Genomic DNA, 17,958 nt, shown 5'->3' with positions numbered 1-17,958 from the left:
CCCTCACCCAAGTGAGTATGTGTCTGCGAGCGGAGATGCCCTCTCCCACAAGGGGCGAGGGCGCAATCATGCGCAGTGCCCTCGCTCAGCCTAGTTCAACACCTCGACCGTCGCCGAACGCCCCGCAACCAGCGCAGTCCCATCGCGCACCGGATCCAGCGCGATCCGCACCGGGACACGCTGCGCCAGCCGCACCCAGCTGAAGGTCGGGTTGACGTTCGCCAGCATGCTGGCGCCCTCCGCACGATCGCGGTCCTCGATGCCGGCGGCGATGCTCTCGACACGGCCTGACAGCGTGACCTTCTCGCCCATCAGGCGGACCTGCACCTTGTCGCCGACACGGATGCGCGCCAGCTTCGTCTCCTCGAAATAGCCTTCCACATGCAGCGTGTCGGTATCGACCAGGGCCATCACGCCCTTCCCGGCGGTGACGTAGGCGCCGGGGCGCAAATCCATGTTGGTGATCACGCCGTTCACGGAGGCGTGGACCTCACTGCGGTCGAGATTGAGCTGGGCGACCGCGCGGTCGGCAACGGCGGCATCGAACGACGCCTTGGCCTGCAACTGTGTCGCCAGCACCTGCTCCTGCTTCTGCTGCGACACCGCGTCGGTCGTCAGCGCGCTGTAGCGCTTGAGATCGGCATTGGCCTGATCGAGGGTTGCCTGATGACCGGCGACCGACGCATCGGCCTGCCGCAGCGCCAGCGCGAAGCGCTCGCGGTCGATCCGGAACAGCACATCGCCGCGGCGGACTTTCTGGTTGTCCTTGACCAGTACCTCGGTGACGAAGCCGGAGACGTCAGGCGCGACCTGCACCACGTCGGCGCGCACACGACCGTCGCGGGTCCAGGGCGACTCCATATAGTAGACCCAGAGCTCGCGGCCCACGCCGAGCGCGGCGACGACGGCAAGGACGGTCAGCGCGAGGCGGGCGAACCAGGCAAAATTCCCCTTCATGAGAGATACTCCGAGAGATAGACGACGCCGCCGAGCAGGCAGACGAAAATGGCGAAATCGAACAGCGCGCGGTGCCAGACCAGCCGGTAGAGGTCGAAGCGCTGCATCAGCCGGCGCAGAAGCGCGCTGAGAACGTAGGCGACGATGATCCACAGCAGCAGCGCCGGCACGAGCACGCCATAGATGTCAATCACATATCTCATGCCGCAACACTCTCTGCGCGTGGCCGGTAAGCGGGCGCGTCTGGGAACAGGCCGCGCCTTATGCCGACGAGACCGATCAGAGCGTCTTCACGCGCGCTGTCGTTCGGATCCTTCACCGCATGGGCCAGCGCGCGGTCGATGCTTGCCAGCAACTCGATCGGCATGCCCTCCCCCGCATAGCTGCGGCAGGCGATGGCGAGCCGATCGAGCATGTCGTCGATGACGGCTATGGTGGATGCCGCCAGTCCATAGCGCGCGCGCCGCAGGTCGATGATGTTGATCCCGATACGCAGTTGCACGAGGCTGTCCGCGTCGCGGCGGTCGCTCTCCGAGAGAAACGCGATGCGCTGCACCAGAAGTCCGAGTCGGTGCAGCATCAGGCCCGCGAACTCCGCCCGGTCGCGCTTGCCGCGCCGTTCGGCAGCGATCGCGATCGTCTTCCAGCTCGACAGCACCAGGCGATTGGCGATCCACTCGGCACCCACCCCGCGCGCGATCCGCGTCACGATCTCGGCGATGAGGACGCCGACGAAGAAGGCGACGGCGGAATTGGCGTAGGACGCGAAATCCGCGCTGTAGGTGGATTGGATCGCGAGCAAAGTCGCGGTGTTGGCCGCGAGCGCCATACCGGTGCCCGCCGTGGCGGGACGGCCGATCAGGAAGCCATAGAGCAGGAAGGTCGGCGCCAGCGCGACGATCAGGACCTCGAGATGGGAGATCGCAGGTACCAGCGCGAACAGATAGACCGCGACGACGACGATGGCGACCAGCGACCACAATCCAAAACTGCGGATGAAGCGCGCGGGCTCGTCCTGGGCGGCGAAGAACGAGCAGGCAACCGCGGCCATCATGGGCGCCGATGCACCGTCCGGCCAGCCGGTGCCGATCCAGAACGCGCAGCAGATCAGGATGGCCGTGGCGGCGCCTGCCGCCGACCACAACGCAAGGCCGCGATCCCGGTGTCGCACGGGCGCGGCACCAGCTTCGGAATGGAACGCCAGCTCGAGTGCCGAGACGTTGCGGTTCTCGGCGATCGCCTCGGTCAGCTCTCGGCAATCGCGCGAGAGGTCGACCAGCTCGCGCAGCCGCGACAACAGGCTGGTGGTGATGATCCGCTCCCAATCGGCGCTGTCGTCGAGCACGGCCTGCCGCTCCGCGATCATGGCGCGGATTCGCTCGGCCGGCTGCCGTGCACTGACGTCGCTCGCGATCCATTGCGCGACGTCTTCCAGAAGACGTTTCAGCTCAGGTTGCCGTCGCAGGGCCTCCTCCCCCAGCGCCGCCAGCCGATCCTCGAGCGAGGCGATCACCGGCAGCAGCATCAACATGCGCAGCCGGATTTCGCCGAGGCCATTGACGGCATTGCGATCGGTCAGGCGGTCATAGGCGAGATGGGTGGAGAGCGTGTCGATCTCGACGATGTCGGTCGCAAGCTTGAGGCGTTTGCCGCGACGGGTGTCGCCAGTGCCCTCGCGCAGCAGCACGACCTGGCTGAGGCGGCGTGCATCCGCCAGCCAGGTGTCGACGCGGTGAGCGACCGCAGGCGCGACGCTGCGGGGAAATATGATGGTCGAGACCAGGCTGGCGCAGATGATGCCGAGCGAGATTTCCTCGAGCCTTGCCACCGCGGTGTCGAAGATGGCGCCAGGCTCGGACACCGAGGGAAAGCCGATCAGCGCCACCGTGTATCCTGCCAGCATGAAGACATAGCTGCGCGGCGTGCCGTCGAGCAGCGAGAGATAAAGACAAAGCCCGACCCAGAGCGCGATGGCGAGGCACAGCAGTTCCGGCGCGTCGATCAGGTTCGGCACCAGCGCAACCGTCATGGTGGCGCCAACCAGCGTGCCCATCACACGGAAGAACGCCTTCGAGCTGGTCGCGCCGGCCAGCGGCTGCGAGGTGATGTAGACGGTTGCCATCGCCCAATAGGGCCGCGGCAGGTCCATGGCGAGCGCGATGACAAGCGCCAGCATCGACGCGGCAAACGTCTTCAAAGCGAAAACGAGGTCCGCGTGGCGGACCAGGAACGGCTCTTCCGCACGCATGGCTACTTCGCCTCGGAAAGCGTCTTGGCTTCATGCAGGCGACTGGCCCGCTGCTCGATGCGCTGGAGCGTCTCGAAGGTTATCGCAAGTTCGTCCGCGCCGATATCCTTGAGCAGGCTTGCCCGCACCCGCCGCAGCACACGGTTGGTCTCCTCGACCTTGGCCTCGCCCGCCCTCGTCAGATGTAGCGTTTTGGCACGCCGGTCGGTCGGATCCTCGCGGCGCTCCACCAAGCCCTCGGCCTGAAGCAGGTCGACCAGCCGCACCAGCGACGGCCCCTCGATGCCGAGCTCGTCGGCGAGCACGCCCTGGCGCAAGTTCTCGCCCTGACGCGACAGCAGCAGCAGCGGAATCGCGGTCGCATAGGACAGGCCGTGATCGGACAGCGCCTGGTCCGCCTCGCGCCGCCAGACACGGGCCAGGCGCGCGATGAGCCGGCCGATTTCGCCGTGGATAAAGCCTTGCGAGGGTGCCATGCAATTTAGATAGGACACGAACTATTAGCCTGCAACTATATAAGCCGGCGTGATGCGATCGATCACGCAAATGCGAACGAGGATGACGCTGGATGGGCCCGGGTTCCGCGACGGAGGTACGACAGACGATAGCGCGCGAGAACGCGCTGGCGCTCGTCCCGACCTTCGTCGTCGTGGCGGTGGACGCCACGGGAATGGGAATCATCCTGCCGCTGCTGCCGTTCTATTCGCAGCGGCTCGGCGCCACACCGTTCCTGATCGGCGCGCTGATCTCCGCTTACGCCGTTTGCCAGCTCATCGCCGGCCCTATGGTCGGCATGCTCTCGGATCGCTACGGTCGAAGGAAGGTTTTGGTCGTCAGCCAGATCGGGACCTTCATCGGCTTCGTCCTGCTCGCGCTCGCAGGCAATCTGACGCTGGTGTTCCTGGCGCGCATCATCGACGGCCTGACATCGGGCAACATCTCGGTGGCACACGCTTATGCCGCCGAGCACAGCGCGCCGGCAACCCGCAAGCAGGCGCTCGGCATGACCAGCGGCGCGATCGGAACCGGGCTTCTGCTCGGCCCGGCCCTGTCGAGCTTTCTCGTCCACTACGGGCAGACTGCACCGGTCTGGGCCGCGGCCGCACTCTCCCTGATCAGCATTATCGCGACCATCGCCCTGCTCCCGCCCGATCACCCGGCCTCCGAGCCGCTCTACCAGCACCGCGTGCCGGAGCCGACGCTGACCCGCAGCCTGCTCGACATGCGCTACGCCTGGCGGCTGCTCGGCCTGCTCATCGTGTTCTTCTTCGTCAACTCGATGTTCCTGTCGCAGATCGGCCTGTTCCTGGCGGCGCGATTCTCCTTTGACGGTCATCCCTTCGGTGCGCGCGAGCTCGGCTGGATGTTCGCCTATGCCGGCTTCATCAACATGGTGGTGCAGGGTCTCCTGATCACCCGCGCGAACTTGATCGCCTCCGATCGCAGCATCGTGATGGCGGCGTTCGCCTGCATGGGTCTTGGATTTTCGGGGCTGGGATTTGCGGGATCAGCGGCCGGCAACAACATCAGCCTGCTCGCAATCGAGCTGACGCTGATCATCGTCAGCACCATGTTCGCCCGCAGCACGCTGACGGCGGAATTGTCGCGCTCGACCGCGATCAACCGCCAGGGCATGATCATGGGCCTCAACCAGTCGCTGATGTCGGGCGCGAATATCAGCGCCCCGCTGCTGAGCGGCGCGCTGATCGGTCATCGGCTGTTCGTCTCGTGGGCGCTTGTGATGGCCGCCATCGCCGCGATCGGCGCAGCGCTGGCGGGCCAGCTCCTCGACACGCCGCGGGCGCACTAACGCCCTCGCCTCAGTTCACCACATAGACCTCAGGATCGGCGCTGGAGCTCGGCCTCTTGAAGGCGTTGCGCAGGGCTGACGACATCGGGACGTTGTAATTGAGGCCGTTCGGCGGCGTCGGCGATTCCAGCCACTTCCTGTAGAGCACCTCGATCTCCGGGCTTGCGTAAAGCTCCGCGGTGGCGCGATCGGCCAGCGCCTTGAACGGCGCGTCTTCCCGCCGCAACATGATGCCGAAGGGCTCGGCTTTCGAGAACGTCTCTTCGCTGATCATGAACAGGGCCGGCTCCTTCGACCGTGCAATCGCCACTGCAAGCTGGACGTCGTCGAGCGCGTAGACCTGCGCGCGGTCGGTCTCAAGCAGCAGGAACGCTTCGGCCTGATCCACGGCCGGCATTATTTTGATGCCGAGATTACGCTCGGTATTGACCTTGGCGAGCTGGTTCAGGTTGACCGACCCCGCCACCGCCGTGACCGCCTTGCCCTTGAGATCGTCGATGGTGTTGATCTTGGCGGCCTTCTTGGCCGCAAACCGCGTCGCGCTGAGGAAATGCGTGTTGGTGAAGGCGACCTGCTTCTGGCGATCGGCATTGTTGGTGGTCGCCGAACAATGCAGATCGAGCGTGCCGTTGACCATCAGCGGAATGCGGTTCGACGAGGTCACGGCGAGATAATCGACGGCAATGTCGGGCATGCCGAGCTGCTTCTTCACGGCATCGACGATCTTGAGGCAGATGTCCATGGCAAAGCCGACCGGCTTCTGGTTGCCGTCAAGATAGCTGAAGGGGACCGAGGCCTCCTGGTAGCCCAACGTGATCTTCCTGGTCTCCTTGACCTTCTGGAGCGTGCCCGACAGGTCTTCGGCTGAAGCTGCGCCTGCAAGACATGTCAGGGCCAGGAGAACGGTGGGAAGACGCATTGAGGGCTCCTTGAGGGTTATCGGCGGCGCCGGCGCGCAGCCGCGCACGGTGTAGCCCAGGGCAGCACCAACCGCCAGACAAGGTTCCGCCTAACAGCTATCGCGGTTTTATATCGGCCGGAACAAAGGCGGCGTCGCGCCCTATTCGCAGGTGAGCTGCTGCTCGAACCAGCCGGATAGCCGCTCCGACACGGACGGCCACATCCGCTGAAAGCTTCCGAGCTTGCAGACGTTGGCGCGGTACATCGCCCGTAATTCCTGCTCGATCGCCGGCAGGTCAACGCCCACGCAGACCCCGTCCCTCGCGATGGTCTTGCCGGCGACGACGACCTCCTTCACCAGGGACGCATTGCCGCGCGCGAACAGCAGCGCCATGGGGTCGACGGGCATGATCCGGTCGCGATCGAGACGATCGAGATCGATCACGACGTAATCGGCGGGGTTGCCGGCGACGAGTTCACCGCTCCCTGGCGCGCCGGTGGCGCGACGCCCATTGCGGACAGCAAGAGCGAACATGTCGGCCGGCGTCCATGTCGCCTTGAACCCGACGCCGCCGTGGACCATCTGCACCAGCCGCATCTCGCGCAAGATGTCATCGTCTTCGTCGAGCGCCAGCCCGTCGACGCCGACCGTGATTGCGCAGCCGCATTGATGCGCGGCGGCGATCGGCGCGAGCCCCGAGCGCAGATGCATGTTCGAGCTGAAATTGGTGACGATGCGCGTGCCGGAGGCCGCGATCATTTCCAGCTCGTCCGGCCGCGCGTGGATGCAGTGCGCCAGCGTCAGCCGCTCTGAGAGGAAACCGATATCGCGCAGCCAGCGCACCATGTCCGGAAAATGCCGGTCAGCCCAGGCGCGCTGATACACGGTCTCCAGCAGGTGCATGTGAATGCGACGGCCGGTTTTCTCCGAGTTCTCGGCGACGGCCTCCAGCAGCGGCTTCGAGCACCATTGCACGCCGGCGGGCCCGAGCTGCACGTCGACCATCGGTCCGGCGATAGCAGAGGCAATCGCGTCGGTCAGCTCGATATACGCCTTCGGCGACATCGGCGCGCGGACGAAGAGGTCTTCGACGGTCTTGCGGTCGTCGCTGGGAAGTCCCGCGAGCATCGGCTCTGCATCGCCATAGACGATCGGATTCTGGTCGCGCACCGCGAGTGCAAAGGCCATGCGGATGCCGACATCGGAGGCGGCCCTCGCAATCGCCTTGGCCTCGTCGAGCAAAGGTATCGTTCCGCTCGGACGGGTGTAATGCACCATCATGGAAGCGCAGCCGGCCTTGGCCGAACGAGCCAGCGCTGAGGCTGCGGTCAGATAAGGATCGACCGGCGTGCCGAGCGCCGTCCGCAGGATCCAGCTTTCGAGTGGCATACCCATAGCGCCGAAGGACGACGCGGTGGCGCGGGCGTGGTCATGGGCGTTGACGAAGGCGGGAATGACGAAGGAGCGCGGGCCGCTGGCCGCCCCCGCTCCTTCCAAGACGTCGGTGATGACGCCTTCGTCGTGCCGCAGCATGACGTTGTCGCTGACACCGCGATCAGGGCCATGGAACAGGCTTGTTGCCGAAATCTCCGTGGCCATGACCGTCGCTCCAAACTCAGTTGGCGGTGTACACCAACTCCCGCTCCGCGCGCGGCGGCAGGAACTCGCGCGAGAACACCTCCGCCGGCGTCGGCGCGCGGGCGAGCTGATAGCCCTCGACCACGATGCCGATCGCACGCGTCATGCGGTCGTCCTTGATGTCGCCGATGCCGATCTCCTTCATCTCGGGCGAGACGATCAGCTTGTCGAAGGAATATTGCAGCCGGCGTTTCTCCACCGCGACGTCGATCAGATTGTCGTAGTTCAGCGCCGCCTTCATGCCGGCGTTCTGGTCCTTGGCGACCGCGATCGCACCCTTGTTAATGGCGCGCACGAGGCCCGCGACCGCCTTTGGGTTCGACGCGATCAGCTTCTTTGAGACCATCACGCCGTTGGAATAGAGATCGAGACCGTACTCGCCGAACGAGAACCATTTAAAATCCTTGTCCGGGTCCTGGCGGTTGAGCACCAGGTTGAAATAGCTGGTGATGTTGAAGACGAGAGCGGCGTCGATGTCGCCCTTGATCAGCATCGGCTCCTGGAGGTTCGGGGCCATATTGGAGATCTTGATCTTCTCGCCGTCGAGCCCGTTCTTGCGGGTGAACACCGGCAACAGCCGCGTCGTCGGCGTGCCCTGCGCGCCGCCGAGGATGTGGCCCTCAAAGTCCTTGATGGTGTTGATGCCGCTGGTCTTCTTGGCGACGATCGCAAACGGCGGCTGGTTCCACATCATGTAGACCATGACGGGTGCCTCCTGCGGCTTGGTCGAGGCGTTCTGGATGATGGCGTTGATGTCGCCGAAGCCGGCATCATAGGCACCGGACATCACGCGTGTGACGGTGGCGCCGGAGCCCTCGCCCTGGTCGATCACGACGTTGAGGCCTTCCTCCTTGAAGAAGCCGTTGTCCTTGGCATAGAAGAACGCGGCATCGCTGCCTTGCGTCTTCCAGCCCAGCGTGAACTTGATCGTCGTTTCCTCGGCCGTGGCGACGCCCGCGGACAGGGCCAATCCCAGCAGCGCGACAGTTACTTTTCTCAACATCGAGACCTCCTCAAGCTTCGTTGCGTGACGGTTCAAGAATTCAGGTGGCGATCACGTCGTTCTTGCGCGTGGCCCAGCCGGTGACGCGCCCTTCGATCAGCGAGAACACGACGTAGAGCGCGACGCCGAGTGCGGCGAGCACGAACAGGCTGGCGAACACCAGCGGCACGTTGAAATTGGAAGACGCAGTCATCATGACGTTGCCGAGGCCGCGGTTGGAGGCGACCGTCTCCGACAGCACCGCGCCGACGAAAGCGTAGGAGATTGCGACCTTCAGGGATGCGAAGAAGAACGGCATGGTCCTGGGCAGGCCGACATTCCAGAGGATGTCGAACTTGCTGGCGCCGAGCGCCTTCAGTACATCCTCAAGCTCGGGCTCGGTGGTGGCAAGGCCCGTGGCGATATTGACGACGATCGGAAAGAAGCAGATCGACAGCGCGGTCAGCACCGCCGGCACCGTGCCGGAGCCGAACCACAGCACGAAGATCGGCACCACAGCGACCTTGGGGATCGAAGAGAAGCCGATCAGTAGCGGATAGCAGGTGTCATAGGCCGTCTTCGAGACGCCGATGATCGCACCGAGGACAACACCGAGCGCGACGCCGAGCACGAAGCCGAGCATGGTGGTCCCGAGCGTCTGTAAGATATGCGGCCACAGCACCGGAAGGCGCTGGTACAAGGTCACGAACACTTGCGACGGCCGCGGCAGCACCAGATCGGACATGCCCGTCATCAGGCAGAACAGTTCCCAGGCGACGAAGAACAGCACGATCAGTCCAGCGGACCAGGCTTTCTGCCTGACGTTGACCCCGAACATCATGAGGCCGTCCCCTGCTGGGCTACGCTGCGCGCATCCTCGATGAAGGCGCGCAGCTTCTGGTTCAGCGCGACGAATTCCGGCTCGAACGTCATGGCCACCGTGCGCGGCCGCGCGAATTCGACGCGGCTGTCGTCGAGAATGCGGCCGGGGCGCGCGCTCATCACGCAGATGCGGCTGGCAAGGAAGCCGGCCTCGCGCAGATCGTGCGTCACCAGCAGCACCGTCGGCTTGTGCGTCATCCAGAGGTTCTGGAGGATCGCCCACAGCTCCTCGCGGGTGAACTGGTCGAGTGCGCCGAAGGGCTCGTCCAGCAGCAGCATGCGCGGCTCGTGGATCAGCGCGCGGCAGAGATTGGCACGCTGGAGCATGCCGCCGGAGAGCTGCCAGGGAAAATGGCTGCCAAATCCCTTGAGGCCGACCTGCTCCAGCAGCGCATTGGCCTTGTCGCGGTATTCGGTCTTGCGCAGCCTGCGAAAATTCGAGCGGAACGGCTCGACGATCTTGAGCGGCAACATGATGTTCCGCTCGATCGTCATCCACGGCAGCATGGTCGGATTCTGGAACGCCATGCCGACGCGCAGCGCCCGCGCCGCGACCTCGCGGCCGCCGACGATAACGACACCGCTGGTTGGCTGCACCAGACCGCTGACCAGACGCAAAATGGTCGATTTGCCGCATCCGGACGGGCCGACCAATGCGACAAACTCACCGTCGGCGATCCGCAAGCTGGTCGTCGACAGAGCGGGCACCGCCCGATCGCCGCGCCCGAAGGTCACCGACGCCTCGGACAACTCGATGGCGGTTGCGACTGCACCGTCGGGAACGGGCCGGCCGTCAAACTGATCATTGGGTTGCATGCGCATCACAGCCAAAGTGCATGCAAGCTGGATGCCAGCCTTCTACGTCCGCAAAATCGGTGATTTGGCCAAATGATCGGCCAGACGATCGGATTTCGAATTAGGCAACCTGGGCGCCAAACTGCATGCAATTGGAGCGCTGGATTGGCGCAGGCCTGTGCTAAAGAGAGCCTTCGACCCTCCCCTCAAGGATTCGCCGATGGCGGCGCGCCCCAAGACTTCTGAATCATCGGACAAGGTCAGCGTAATCTGCCGTGCCCTGCGGCGCGCGATCATCGAGCAGGCGCTGGAGCCCGGCGCAAAACTGCCCGAGGACTCGCTCGGCGAACGTTTCGGCGTCAGCCGCACCATTGCGCGCCACGCGCTGGGGCAGCTCGCGGCGGAAGGCCTGGTCGAGCTCCGCCGCAATCGCATCGCCGTGGTTGCGACGCCGAGCTGGCAGGAGGCGCGCGATGCCTTCGACATTCGCATCCAGCTTGAAGGCCTTGTCGTCCGCCAGCTCGCGGGCAAGCTGACCAAGGCGCAGATCGCCGAGCTGAACGCCCATGTCGATGCCGAGGACCGCGCGCGCGGCGGCACGGATCCGGTCTCGATCCGGCTTGCCACCGAATTCCACATCCTGCTCGCGCAGATGACGAACAGCCCGATTTTGGTGCGTTATGTCAGCGAGGTCGCCTATCGCTGCTGTCTGACGCTGTCGCTCTATAGCCGGCCGCATTCCACCGAATGCGCCATCAACGAGCACCGCGCCATCATCTCGGCGCTCGCCAAGGGCGACGAGACCAAGGTGATGGAATTGATGCACCATCACCTGGATTCCGTGGCCAATCGCGCGCTGGTGGCCCCCACTCCGCAGCGCGGACGCGATCTGCTCGATATCCTCGCGCCTTATGCCGACGAGGTGACGAGCGACCGCGTCGTCAAGCTGCCGAAAGTGGCTCGCAGAGGTTAGGCCTCAATGCCGCGCTGGACCAGAATGCGCTCGGCACTGTCGTTCCAGACGTCCATCTTCACGATCTGCCCGCCCCTGACGACGAAGCGATCGACATAGCGGTTGCCCTCGAACGGCGTGCCGTCCATCCACTCGCCATAGAGCGTGCCGACGCTGTAGACGACGGTCTCGTCCGCGCCCGGGCAGACGTCGAACCGGTCCATCTTCTTCTTGACCCAGCGATAGCGTTTTGCGTTGAAGCCGGTCGGCCCGCGCGGATGATCGAACTCGCGCCCGCCGGTGAACGTGATCGCCGTGCCCGGCTTCATATAGGCGGCCGCGGCGTCGGGATCGGGTATCATCGAGGCTGTGAGATACGCCTCCACGATCTCGGCGTCGGTCATCGGGCATTCGGCTTTGGCAGGAGCGGACATGGGTGGGTTCTCCGAGGTGCCGGCATTCTACAATTCACGCCTCAAACTGCATGCACATTTTTTGAACAATTTGGCGGCAGAACTGCACACAATCTGGAGCTGCCCGCTCCCGAAGCTTCCGCTAGGCTATCACAGCTGAATTCGATGCCATGACCCCCCAGAGCGCCCTCGACCTGATCTTCCGCAACGCGCTGTTGCGATCATCCGCCGCACCCGTCGACATCGGCGTGAAGGGCGGCCGCATCGCCGCGATCGAGCCCAAGCTCGCCTGCGAGGCCGTCGAGGTCGATCTCGGCGGCCATCTCGCCCTGCCCGGCTTCGTCGACACCCACATCCATCTCGACAAGGCCTGCCTGCTCGGACGCTGCGGGCACAATCACGGCAGCGTCTCGGAGGCGATCCGCGCCGTCGCCGGGATGAAGAAGGATTTTACCGTCGAGGACGTCTACGCGCGCGGATCCCGCGTGCTCGAACGCGCCATCGTGCACGGCACGACGCGGATGCGCACCCATGTGGAGATTGATCCGCGCATCGGCCTGCGCGGCTACGAGGCGGTGAAGTCGCTGAAGCACGACTACGCCTGGGCGATCGACCTGTCGCTCTGCGTCTTCCCGCAGGAAGGCCTGACCAACGATCCCGGCAGCGACGAGCTGCTGGTGCAGGCGCTGCGCGACGGCGGCGAGGCGATCGGCGGCTGTCCCTATATGGACACCGACCCGAACGCACATCTCGAGCGCATCTTCAATCTCGCCCAGGAATTCGACGTCGACGTCGATCTCCATCTCGACTTCGATCTCGATCCCTCCTGGTGGCATCTCGACGAGGTCTGCCGGCAGACCGAGCGGCGCAACTACGGGGGACGCGTCGCGATCGGCCATGCCACAAAACTGTCGGCATTGCCGCCGGAGCGGATGAAGGCGGCCACCGCGCAGCTGGCAAAGGCCGGCGTTGCGGTCACCGTACTGCCCGCGACCGATCTCTATCTGATGGGGCGCGAGGCCACCCACAATGCACCGCGCGGACTGACGCTCGCGCACAAGCTCGCAGGCGACGGCGTGCTGTGCTCGGTCGCGACCAACAATGTGCTCAATCCCTTCACGCCCTTTGGCGATGCCTCGCTGCTGCGGATGGCGAATTTCTATGCCAACGTCGCGCATGCCTCGGTCAGCGACTTCGATACCTGCCTCGATCTCGTCACCGAACTTCCGGCGCGGCTGATGAATCTCGGCGATTACGGCCTCAAGGTCGGCAATCCCGCCGATCTCATCGTGCTCGATACCAGGGACAGCCGTTTTGCCATCGCGGAACTGCCGGATATCCTGATGGGGTTCAAGAGCGGCCGTCAGACGTTTGAGCGACAGCGGCCCATGCTGTTCTCACCACGGAGCTGAGAGGCGCCGCCAATCGACCAACGGAGGAACCGGATGACCTTCGACACGATCTTCCTCAACGCGCGCTTCGACGGCGGGTCTCGACATCACATCGCGGTCAAGGGTGGTCGTATCGCCGCGATCACGTCCGTCGACGAACGCGCTGCCGCCAACGAGACAATCGATCTTAGTAACGCCCTCGTCGTTCCCGGTTTTGTCGAAGGCCATATCCATCTCGACACCAGCTTCTATGGCGATGCCTGGCGCCCGCACAAGCCGTGCACCAACGGATTCAACGTGCATGAGCGCGTCGCCTTCCAGGCGCAGAACATGGCCGAGGCCGCGCCGATGGATGTGCGTGCGCGCAACCAGCTCGATCTCTGCATCGCCCACGGCACCACGCAGATGCGCAGCCATGTCATGGTCGACGGCTCGGTCGGCCTGAAATCACTCGAGACGATTCTTCGCGTACGCGAAGAGTACAAGGGCCTGATCGACATCCAGCTCGTCGCCTTCCCCCAGAGCGGCATTCTGGCGAGCCCGGGCACGCCGCAATTGCTGGACGAGGCCGTCGGGCTCGGCGCCGACCTCGTCGGCGGGCTCGATCCCGCGAGCTTCGACCGTGATATCGAAAAGCATCTCGACGTCGTGTTCGGCGTCGCCAGCAAGCACGGCGTCGATGTCGACATCCACCTGCACGACATCGGCACGCTCGGCGCCTTCGAGATCGAGCAGATCGCGGCGCGGACCCGCGCGCTTGGCATGGAAGGCCGTGTCGCGGTCAGCCATGCCTACGGGCTCGGCGATATCCCGGCGGATTACCTCAAGACGATCGCGGACATCCTTGCCCGCTCCGGCGTCGCGATCATGACCAACGCACCGGGCGCGCGGCCGTTTCCGCCGATCCTCGCCTTGCGCAACGCCGGCGTCACCGTGTTCAGCGGCAACGACAACATCCGCGATTCCTGGTGGCCTTATGGCGACGGCGACATGCTGCGCCGGGCGACGACGCTTGGCTATCGCTCCGGCTTCAACATCGACGCGGAACTGCGCGTCGCCTTCGACGTCGTCACCGCATCAGGCGCCAAGGCGCTGCGGCTCGAGGGCTATGGCCTGCGTGTCGGCGCCAAGGCCGATTTCGTCACGCTGACTGCGGAACACGTGCCCGAAGCCGTCGTCGCGGTGCCGCAGGGGCGTTCCGTCTACAAGGACGGGCGGCTGGTCGCCGTGAACGGCAGGGTTGTGGGAAAGTCCGGCTGATATCGCTCACATCCGTTCGATTTTACCGCTCGTCGTTCCAAAAATCCGAATCCGGTACTAATCCGGATAGTAGATTGTCTCCGATTCCCGATAGGTGCGCGCATTGCAAGTCCCGCGGCGCCGGTCATAGTAGGACCCGCACTGATGTCTGCATTCAACGGGGAAGCATGGACGTGTTCAGCGCATTCAGTAGCATCGACTATCATTCCATTCGGGCCTCCACGCCTGCCGAGACAGCCGTCAAGCGATTGAGCGGCATCGGCGAAGTCCTGTCGGGCCTCGACATCTCGGCGATCCGCACCCAGGACGACATGGCCCGCGCGCTGTGGACGCTCGATACCGCCGACAAGTGCATCCGCATGATCCTCGTCGAGTTCCGCAGCGAGCGCACCACGGAAGTCGCCCGGGAAGCCAAAAGCCTGATCGACTTGATCGAACTCGCCCGCGACGAAATCTCGGGCTATCGCGACGGCAGCAGACTCCTGAGCTGAACGCGTTCAGCGTCAGCGCTTGACCTTCGCCAGGATACGGTCCGCCTCGATGCGCCAATCGGCGCTGCGGGCAAACTCCTTCGTTCCCTTCGGTCCAAACAGACCTTCATCGGCGAGATCCGCAACCCAGGCCTGACGCTCGGCCGTGCCCTGAGCCGACCACGGCGTCAGCCCCGCCTCGCGCACGGTCTCTGCGACCTCGCGCACCTCCTCGGCACGGCGGCGGCCGTGCTCGATCACACGCTGGAAGAAATAGGCGCCCTGCCTCTCCCAATTGATCGCAGGGAATGTCTCCGTGAGTGACGCCAGCACCGCGTCCTCCACACCATAGGCGCGTGCGGTGGTGAAGCTCTCGATGACCATGGCCTCGAGGCCCTTAATCATGATGCTGCGGCACATCTTGACGGCCGAGGACACGCCGAGCTTGTCGCTCGCGACTTTCGCGGCAAAGCCGATCGCGTTCAGCAGCGGCTCCAGCTCGCGCGCACCGGGGCCGCCGAGCAGCAGCGGCACCTTGATGCGATAAGGCGGCACCGAGGTCATGACCGCGCCCTCGACATAGCGCCCGGCAGCGCCGTCGATCAGCGCCGCCGCGCGCTGCTTGGCCCCTGGAGACGCCGAATTGAAATCGAGGAACCAGGTGCCCTGATTGATCGCGGCCGCGCAAGCCTTTGCCACCGGCACGGCCTGGCTCGCCGTGACCGCAGAGATGATGAAATCGGACTTCGCGGTCAGCTCGGCGTGAGAGGCCGCCAGCGCAACACCGAATTTCGCCGCATGCTCCTTCAGCGGAGCGCCCTGCTCGCCACCGAGCTTGATGTCGAAGGCTGCGACCTTGATGTCCTGCTGGCGCAGATCCTCAGCCAAAATCCTGCCGACCTCGCCATAGCCGACCAGCCCGATCTGCCAGCGCCTGGGATTATCAGCCATCAGTTCAATCCTCGTGTCGTCTCGTCGAAGAGCTCCTCGACCGCATAGCGGCGCGGGATCAGCGCCTGCTGGAACGCATAGTCGACGATCAACTCCAACGGCTTCCTGTTCGCCTCGATGCCGAACGGAATGAGGTCGGGCGTTGCAGCTGGCCCCATCTGCTCTTTGTTCCGCTTGAGCAGATCATAGACGCCTGCAACCACGTCGGGATGCGATTTCGCGAGTTGCTCGGTCACGACCACGAGATGATTGACCGGGACGACACCCCGGCGCGCGTACCACTTTGCGGCCTCCGCAGCGGGATCGGGGAACAGCGATTTCAGCTTGGGATCGTTCGAAGTCTCGCCGAGGACGGCGTCAACCTCCCCGTCGAGCAGCATCTGCAGGACTTTCTTGTCCTTCGGCGCACGCTCGGTGGTGTCGACATATTCGGCGACATGCGGGTCCTCGAACGTCACCCATTCGATCTTGTCGAGATTGACGCCGTAGTCGTTGGCGAGAGTGCCCCTGATCCAGGCGCCGGTCGTGGTCGTGAAGGAGCGGATGCCGACGCGCCTGCCTTCCAGATCGGAGGGCCCGAGCGTTCCATGCGCGGGATTGTACAGCGCATAGGAATGCTGGAAGCGGCCGAGCATGGTCGCCGGCAGCAGCACCAGCGGCTTGCCGTGCGCCTTTGCCATCAGATAGGTGACGATCGCCATCTCGCAGACGTCGAAGGCCTGCTCGCGCACCATCGGCTTGAATGCCGTGTTGGTCGGCGTGTACTCGATGAAGTCGAGATCGAAGCGGTCGGAACGGAGCTCGCCGCTCTTTACCGCCAGCACGTGAGGGTGACTGCCGAGCACGGTCTTCAGCTTCAGACGATCCATCCGCCCGCTCCGCTTCTCTTGTCCCGCTCAGACGTCCTCGGGATTATCGACATAGACGAGCCCGGCTTTCGCCAGCGCTTCGCGCATGCTGTACATGTCGAGGCCAAGTTCGCCCGAGCCCAGCCGCTTGCGCTTGCCGCCTTCATCCGCATTGCGCTTCTTCGCCTTCTCGGCGACCTCGGCCGCATGGCGCTTCGGCACCACCACGACGCCATCGTCGTCGGCCACGATGATGTCGCCGGGATCGACGTTGACACCGGCGCAGACCACGGGGATGTTGACCGAGCCGAGCGTCGCCTTGACCGTGCCCTTGGCCGAGACCGCGCGCGACCACACCGGAAAATTCATCTCGTGCAGCGCTTTGACGTCGCGGCAGCCGGCGTCGATGATCAGCCCCTGCACGCCGCGGGCCTGCAGCGAGGTCGCGAGCAGCTCGCCAAACATGCCGTCGGTGTTGTCGGTGGTGCAGCCGACGACGAGGATGTCGCCCTTCTTGCACTGCTCGACGGCGACATGGATCATCCAATTGTCGCCGGGCTGCGCCAGCACGGTGACGGCGGGACCGGCAATCGACGCCCCCGCCCAGACCGGGCGCAAATACGGCTTCATCAGGCCGAGGCGGCCATAGGCCTCGTGCACGGTCGAGACGCCGTACTCCGCCATGCCGGCGGGATCCGCACGCTTGATGTTGCGAACGACGACGGGCTTCATGCCAACTCCTCCGCAACCGTCGGGAACAGGCGCTGATAGGCCTCGCCATAAGTCATGGGCACGCCGGTGTTGCGGCTGCCCTGGATGCCGCGGTTCAGCGCAACGCGTTCGTAATAGCCCCACAGGTGTTTTTGCGCGGCGAGGATCTGGAACGCCTCGTACTTCTCCTTCCAGACCTCGTCGATCTTGAGGAGCAGGTCCGGCTTGTAATTGCATTGCTCCGGCTGGTGCGGCTCGAACAGGAACACCGGCGGCGCGGAATATTTGTACTGCGCGCCGGGCTTGTGGCCCATGGCCTGCGCGACCACACGCGTCTCCTGCGCGAAATGCGCCGCGTTCGGATGGTCGAAATTATAGGGGTCTTCCAGCGCATGCGTCAGCACGAAGCGCGGATTGAGCTCGCGGTAGATGTCGACCATCCGGTCGAAATGCGCTTCCGTCAGCTTGAGCGGATAGTCGCCGCAGTCGAAGAACTCGATCTCGGCACCGAGCAGCTTTGCGGCGCGCTCCGCCTCGTCCTTGCGGCCGGCCTTGACCGATTCCAGCGTCGCGCCCTTCTCCTTCCAGGCGAACTGGCTTTCACCGCGCTCACCGAAGGACATGCAGACGATCTTCATGCGATAGCCCTTCTTCGCATGCAGCGCGATGGCACCTCCAGCGCGCCAGACGAAGTCGCCGGGATGGGCGGTGACCACGAGACCTGTTTTCATGGGAGAACTCCCCTCTTT

At 64.5% G+C, this 17,958-nt stretch carries 19 protein-coding genes; 5 read left to right on the top strand and 14 right to left on the bottom strand.

The genetic code is table 11. The features are described 5' to 3' along the window. Positions 1-90: 90 nt before the first annotated feature. From AC1RR3_RS34635 to AC1RR3_RS34620, 4 genes are read right to left on the bottom strand one after another with little or no spacing between them, the layout of a single operon-like run. Positions 91-957 carry an efflux RND transporter periplasmic adaptor subunit gene (locus AC1RR3_RS34635; protein WP_492829134.1) on the bottom strand — a complete coding sequence of 289 codons (867 nt, stop codon included), beginning with the start codon at positions 955-957 and terminating at the stop codon, positions 91-93. Next, positions 954-1,160, bottom strand: a complete 207-nt coding sequence (locus AC1RR3_RS34630) for a DUF1656 domain-containing protein (RefSeq protein WP_148749382.1) — start codon at positions 1,158-1,160, stop codon at positions 954-956. Before AC1RR3_RS34630 ends, AC1RR3_RS34635 begins: the two co-directional genes overlap by 4 nt. After that, positions 1,157-3,205, bottom strand: coding sequence for an FUSC family protein (locus AC1RR3_RS34625; protein ID WP_492829132.1), 2,049 nt, complete (start codon positions 3,203-3,205; stop codon positions 1,157-1,159). Before AC1RR3_RS34625 ends, AC1RR3_RS34630 begins: the two co-directional genes overlap by 4 nt. 2 nt (positions 3,206-3,207) lie before the next feature. Then, positions 3,208-3,681 (bottom strand): MarR family winged helix-turn-helix transcriptional regulator, encoded by a 474-nt coding sequence (locus tag AC1RR3_RS34620; protein WP_492829337.1) that lies wholly within the window; start codon positions 3,679-3,681, stop codon positions 3,208-3,210. Between the two features lie 92 nt (positions 3,682-3,773). On the opposite strand from AC1RR3_RS34620, the gene AC1RR3_RS34615 reads away from it, so the two are divergent. Next, on the top strand, positions 3,774-5,015 hold the full coding sequence (locus AC1RR3_RS34615) for an MFS transporter (RefSeq protein ID WP_492829130.1): 1,242 nt from the start codon (positions 3,774-3,776) through the stop codon (positions 5,013-5,015). A gap of 10 nt (positions 5,016-5,025) precedes the next feature. Here AC1RR3_RS34615 and AC1RR3_RS34610 read toward each other — a convergent pair whose 3' ends face one another. The 5 genes from AC1RR3_RS34610 to AC1RR3_RS34590 form a co-directional block, all read right to left on the bottom strand. Further along, entirely contained in the window at positions 5,026-5,934 is a 909-nt protein-coding gene (locus AC1RR3_RS34610; protein ID WP_492829129.1) for an amino acid ABC transporter substrate-binding protein, read from the bottom strand. A 141-nt stretch (positions 5,935-6,075) separates the two neighbouring features. Continuing rightward, on the bottom strand, positions 6,076-7,515 hold the full coding sequence (locus AC1RR3_RS34605; protein WP_492829127.1) for an amidohydrolase family protein: 1,440 nt from the start codon (positions 7,513-7,515) through the stop codon (positions 6,076-6,078). Between the two features lie 16 nt (positions 7,516-7,531). Further along, entirely contained in the window at positions 7,532-8,557 is a 1,026-nt protein-coding gene (locus tag AC1RR3_RS34600) for an ABC transporter substrate-binding protein (RefSeq protein WP_492829126.1), read from the bottom strand. 40 nt (positions 8,558-8,597) lie between these two features. Next, complete coding sequence (locus AC1RR3_RS34595) at positions 8,598-9,374, bottom strand: ABC transporter permease (protein WP_492829335.1); 777 nt, start codon at positions 9,372-9,374, stop codon at positions 8,598-8,600. Then, positions 9,374-10,234: an ABC transporter ATP-binding protein gene (locus AC1RR3_RS34590; RefSeq protein WP_492829124.1), complete on the bottom strand. Its 861-nt coding sequence runs from the start codon at positions 10,232-10,234 to the stop codon at positions 9,374-9,376. The genes AC1RR3_RS34595 and AC1RR3_RS34590 overlap by 1 nt, the downstream gene beginning before the upstream one ends. Before the next feature lie 199 nt (positions 10,235-10,433). On the opposite strand from AC1RR3_RS34590, the gene AC1RR3_RS34585 reads away from it, so the two are divergent. Further along, positions 10,434-11,186, top strand: coding sequence for a GntR family transcriptional regulator (locus AC1RR3_RS34585; protein WP_492829122.1), 753 nt, complete (start codon positions 10,434-10,436; stop codon positions 11,184-11,186). Here the strand turns inward: AC1RR3_RS34585 and AC1RR3_RS34580 are convergent. Further along, entirely contained in the window at positions 11,183-11,599 is a 417-nt protein-coding gene (locus AC1RR3_RS34580; protein WP_492829120.1) for a nuclear transport factor 2-like protein, read from the bottom strand. The genes AC1RR3_RS34585 and AC1RR3_RS34580 overlap by 4 nt on opposite strands. Positions 11,600-11,748: 149 nt before the next feature. Here AC1RR3_RS34580 and AC1RR3_RS34575 point away from each other — a divergent pair, with 149 nt between their 5' ends. From AC1RR3_RS34575 to AC1RR3_RS34565, 3 genes are all read left to right on the top strand, one after another. Continuing rightward, positions 11,749-12,990: an amidohydrolase family protein gene (locus AC1RR3_RS34575; RefSeq protein ID WP_492829118.1), complete on the top strand. Its 1,242-nt coding sequence runs from the start codon at positions 11,749-11,751 to the stop codon at positions 12,988-12,990. Between the two features lie 33 nt (positions 12,991-13,023). Then, the gene (locus AC1RR3_RS34570; RefSeq protein WP_492829117.1) at positions 13,024-14,229 is read left to right on the top strand and encodes an amidohydrolase family protein; all 1,206 of its coding nucleotides are present in this window, start codon (positions 13,024-13,026) and stop codon (positions 14,227-14,229) included. A gap of 173 nt (positions 14,230-14,402) precedes the next feature. Further along, positions 14,403-14,720: a hypothetical protein gene (locus AC1RR3_RS34565; RefSeq protein ID WP_492829115.1), complete on the top strand. Its 318-nt coding sequence runs from the start codon at positions 14,403-14,405 to the stop codon at positions 14,718-14,720. Positions 14,721-14,732: 12 nt separating this feature from the next. On the opposite strand, the gene AC1RR3_RS34560 is transcribed toward AC1RR3_RS34565, so the two are convergent. The 4 genes from AC1RR3_RS34560 to AC1RR3_RS34545 are packed head-to-tail and all read right to left on the bottom strand — an operon-like array spanning position 14,733 to position 17,940. Then, entirely contained in the window at positions 14,733-15,650 is a 918-nt protein-coding gene (locus AC1RR3_RS34560; protein ID WP_492829113.1) for a DUF1932 domain-containing protein, read from the bottom strand. Beyond that, positions 15,650-16,519 carry a substrate-binding domain-containing protein gene (locus tag AC1RR3_RS34555; protein ID WP_492829112.1) on the bottom strand — a complete coding sequence of 290 codons (870 nt, stop codon included), beginning with the start codon at positions 16,517-16,519 and terminating at the stop codon, positions 15,650-15,652. Before AC1RR3_RS34555 ends, AC1RR3_RS34560 begins: the two co-directional genes overlap by 1 nt. 27 nt (positions 16,520-16,546) lie before the next feature. Continuing rightward, complete coding sequence (locus AC1RR3_RS34550) at positions 16,547-17,230, bottom strand: 4-carboxy-4-hydroxy-2-oxoadipate aldolase/oxaloacetate decarboxylase (protein ID WP_492829110.1); 684 nt, start codon at positions 17,228-17,230, stop codon at positions 16,547-16,549. After that, the gene (locus AC1RR3_RS34545; RefSeq protein WP_492829108.1) at positions 17,227-17,940 is read right to left on the bottom strand and encodes a PIG-L deacetylase family protein; all 714 of its coding nucleotides are present in this window, start codon (positions 17,938-17,940) and stop codon (positions 17,227-17,229) included. Before AC1RR3_RS34545 ends, AC1RR3_RS34550 begins: the two co-directional genes overlap by 4 nt. Positions 17,941-17,958: the final 18 nt, after the last annotated feature.

This window comes from Bradyrhizobium sp. GW821-FHT13H05, from assembly GCF_058804065.1.
The sequence above is the reverse complement of the archived record's forward strand: the minus strand, read 5'-3'. Positions and strand labels throughout refer to the sequence as shown.

Coding starts and splice junctions, on each gene's coding strand:
- AC1RR3_RS34635 (WP_492829134.1), bottom strand. CDS start 957: ATGAAGGGGAATTTTGCCTGGTTCGCCCGCCTCGCGCTGACCGTCCTT.
- AC1RR3_RS34630 (WP_148749382.1), bottom strand. CDS start 1,160: ATGAGATATGTGATTGACATCTATGGCGTGCTCGTGCCGGCGCTGCTG.
- AC1RR3_RS34625 (WP_492829132.1), bottom strand. CDS start 3,205: ATGCGTGCGGAAGAGCCGTTCCTGGTCCGCCACGCGGACCTCGTTTTC.
- AC1RR3_RS34620 (WP_492829337.1), bottom strand. CDS start 3,681: ATGGCACCCTCGCAAGGCTTTATCCACGGCGAAATCGGCCGGCTCATC.
- AC1RR3_RS34615 (WP_492829130.1), top strand. CDS start 3,774: ATGGGCCCGGGTTCCGCGACGGAGGTACGACAGACGATAGCGCGCGAG.
- AC1RR3_RS34610 (WP_492829129.1), bottom strand. CDS start 5,934: ATGCGTCTTCCCACCGTTCTCCTGGCCCTGACATGTCTTGCAGGCGCA.
- AC1RR3_RS34605 (WP_492829127.1), bottom strand. CDS start 7,515: ATGGCCACGGAGATTTCGGCAACAAGCCTGTTCCATGGCCCTGATCGC.
- AC1RR3_RS34600 (WP_492829126.1), bottom strand. CDS start 8,557: ATGTTGAGAAAAGTAACTGTCGCGCTGCTGGGATTGGCCCTGTCCGCG.
- AC1RR3_RS34595 (WP_492829335.1), bottom strand. CDS start 9,374: ATGTTCGGGGTCAACGTCAGGCAGAAAGCCTGGTCCGCTGGACTGATC.
- AC1RR3_RS34590 (WP_492829124.1), bottom strand. CDS start 10,234: ATGCAACCCAATGATCAGTTTGACGGCCGGCCCGTTCCCGACGGTGCA.
- AC1RR3_RS34585 (WP_492829122.1), top strand. CDS start 10,434: ATGGCGGCGCGCCCCAAGACTTCTGAATCATCGGACAAGGTCAGCGTA.
- AC1RR3_RS34580 (WP_492829120.1), bottom strand. CDS start 11,599: ATGTCCGCTCCTGCCAAAGCCGAATGCCCGATGACCGACGCCGAGATC.
- AC1RR3_RS34575 (WP_492829118.1), top strand. CDS start 11,749: ATGACCCCCCAGAGCGCCCTCGACCTGATCTTCCGCAACGCGCTGTTG.
- AC1RR3_RS34570 (WP_492829117.1), top strand. CDS start 13,024: ATGACCTTCGACACGATCTTCCTCAACGCGCGCTTCGACGGCGGGTCT.
- AC1RR3_RS34560 (WP_492829113.1), bottom strand. CDS start 15,650: ATGGCTGATAATCCCAGGCGCTGGCAGATCGGGCTGGTCGGCTATGGC.
- AC1RR3_RS34555 (WP_492829112.1), bottom strand. CDS start 16,519: ATGGATCGTCTGAAGCTGAAGACCGTGCTCGGCAGTCACCCTCACGTG.
- AC1RR3_RS34550 (WP_492829110.1), bottom strand. CDS start 17,230: ATGAAGCCCGTCGTCGTTCGCAACATCAAGCGTGCGGATCCCGCCGGC.
- AC1RR3_RS34545 (WP_492829108.1), bottom strand. CDS start 17,940: ATGAAAACAGGTCTCGTGGTCACCGCCCATCCCGGCGACTTCGTCTGG.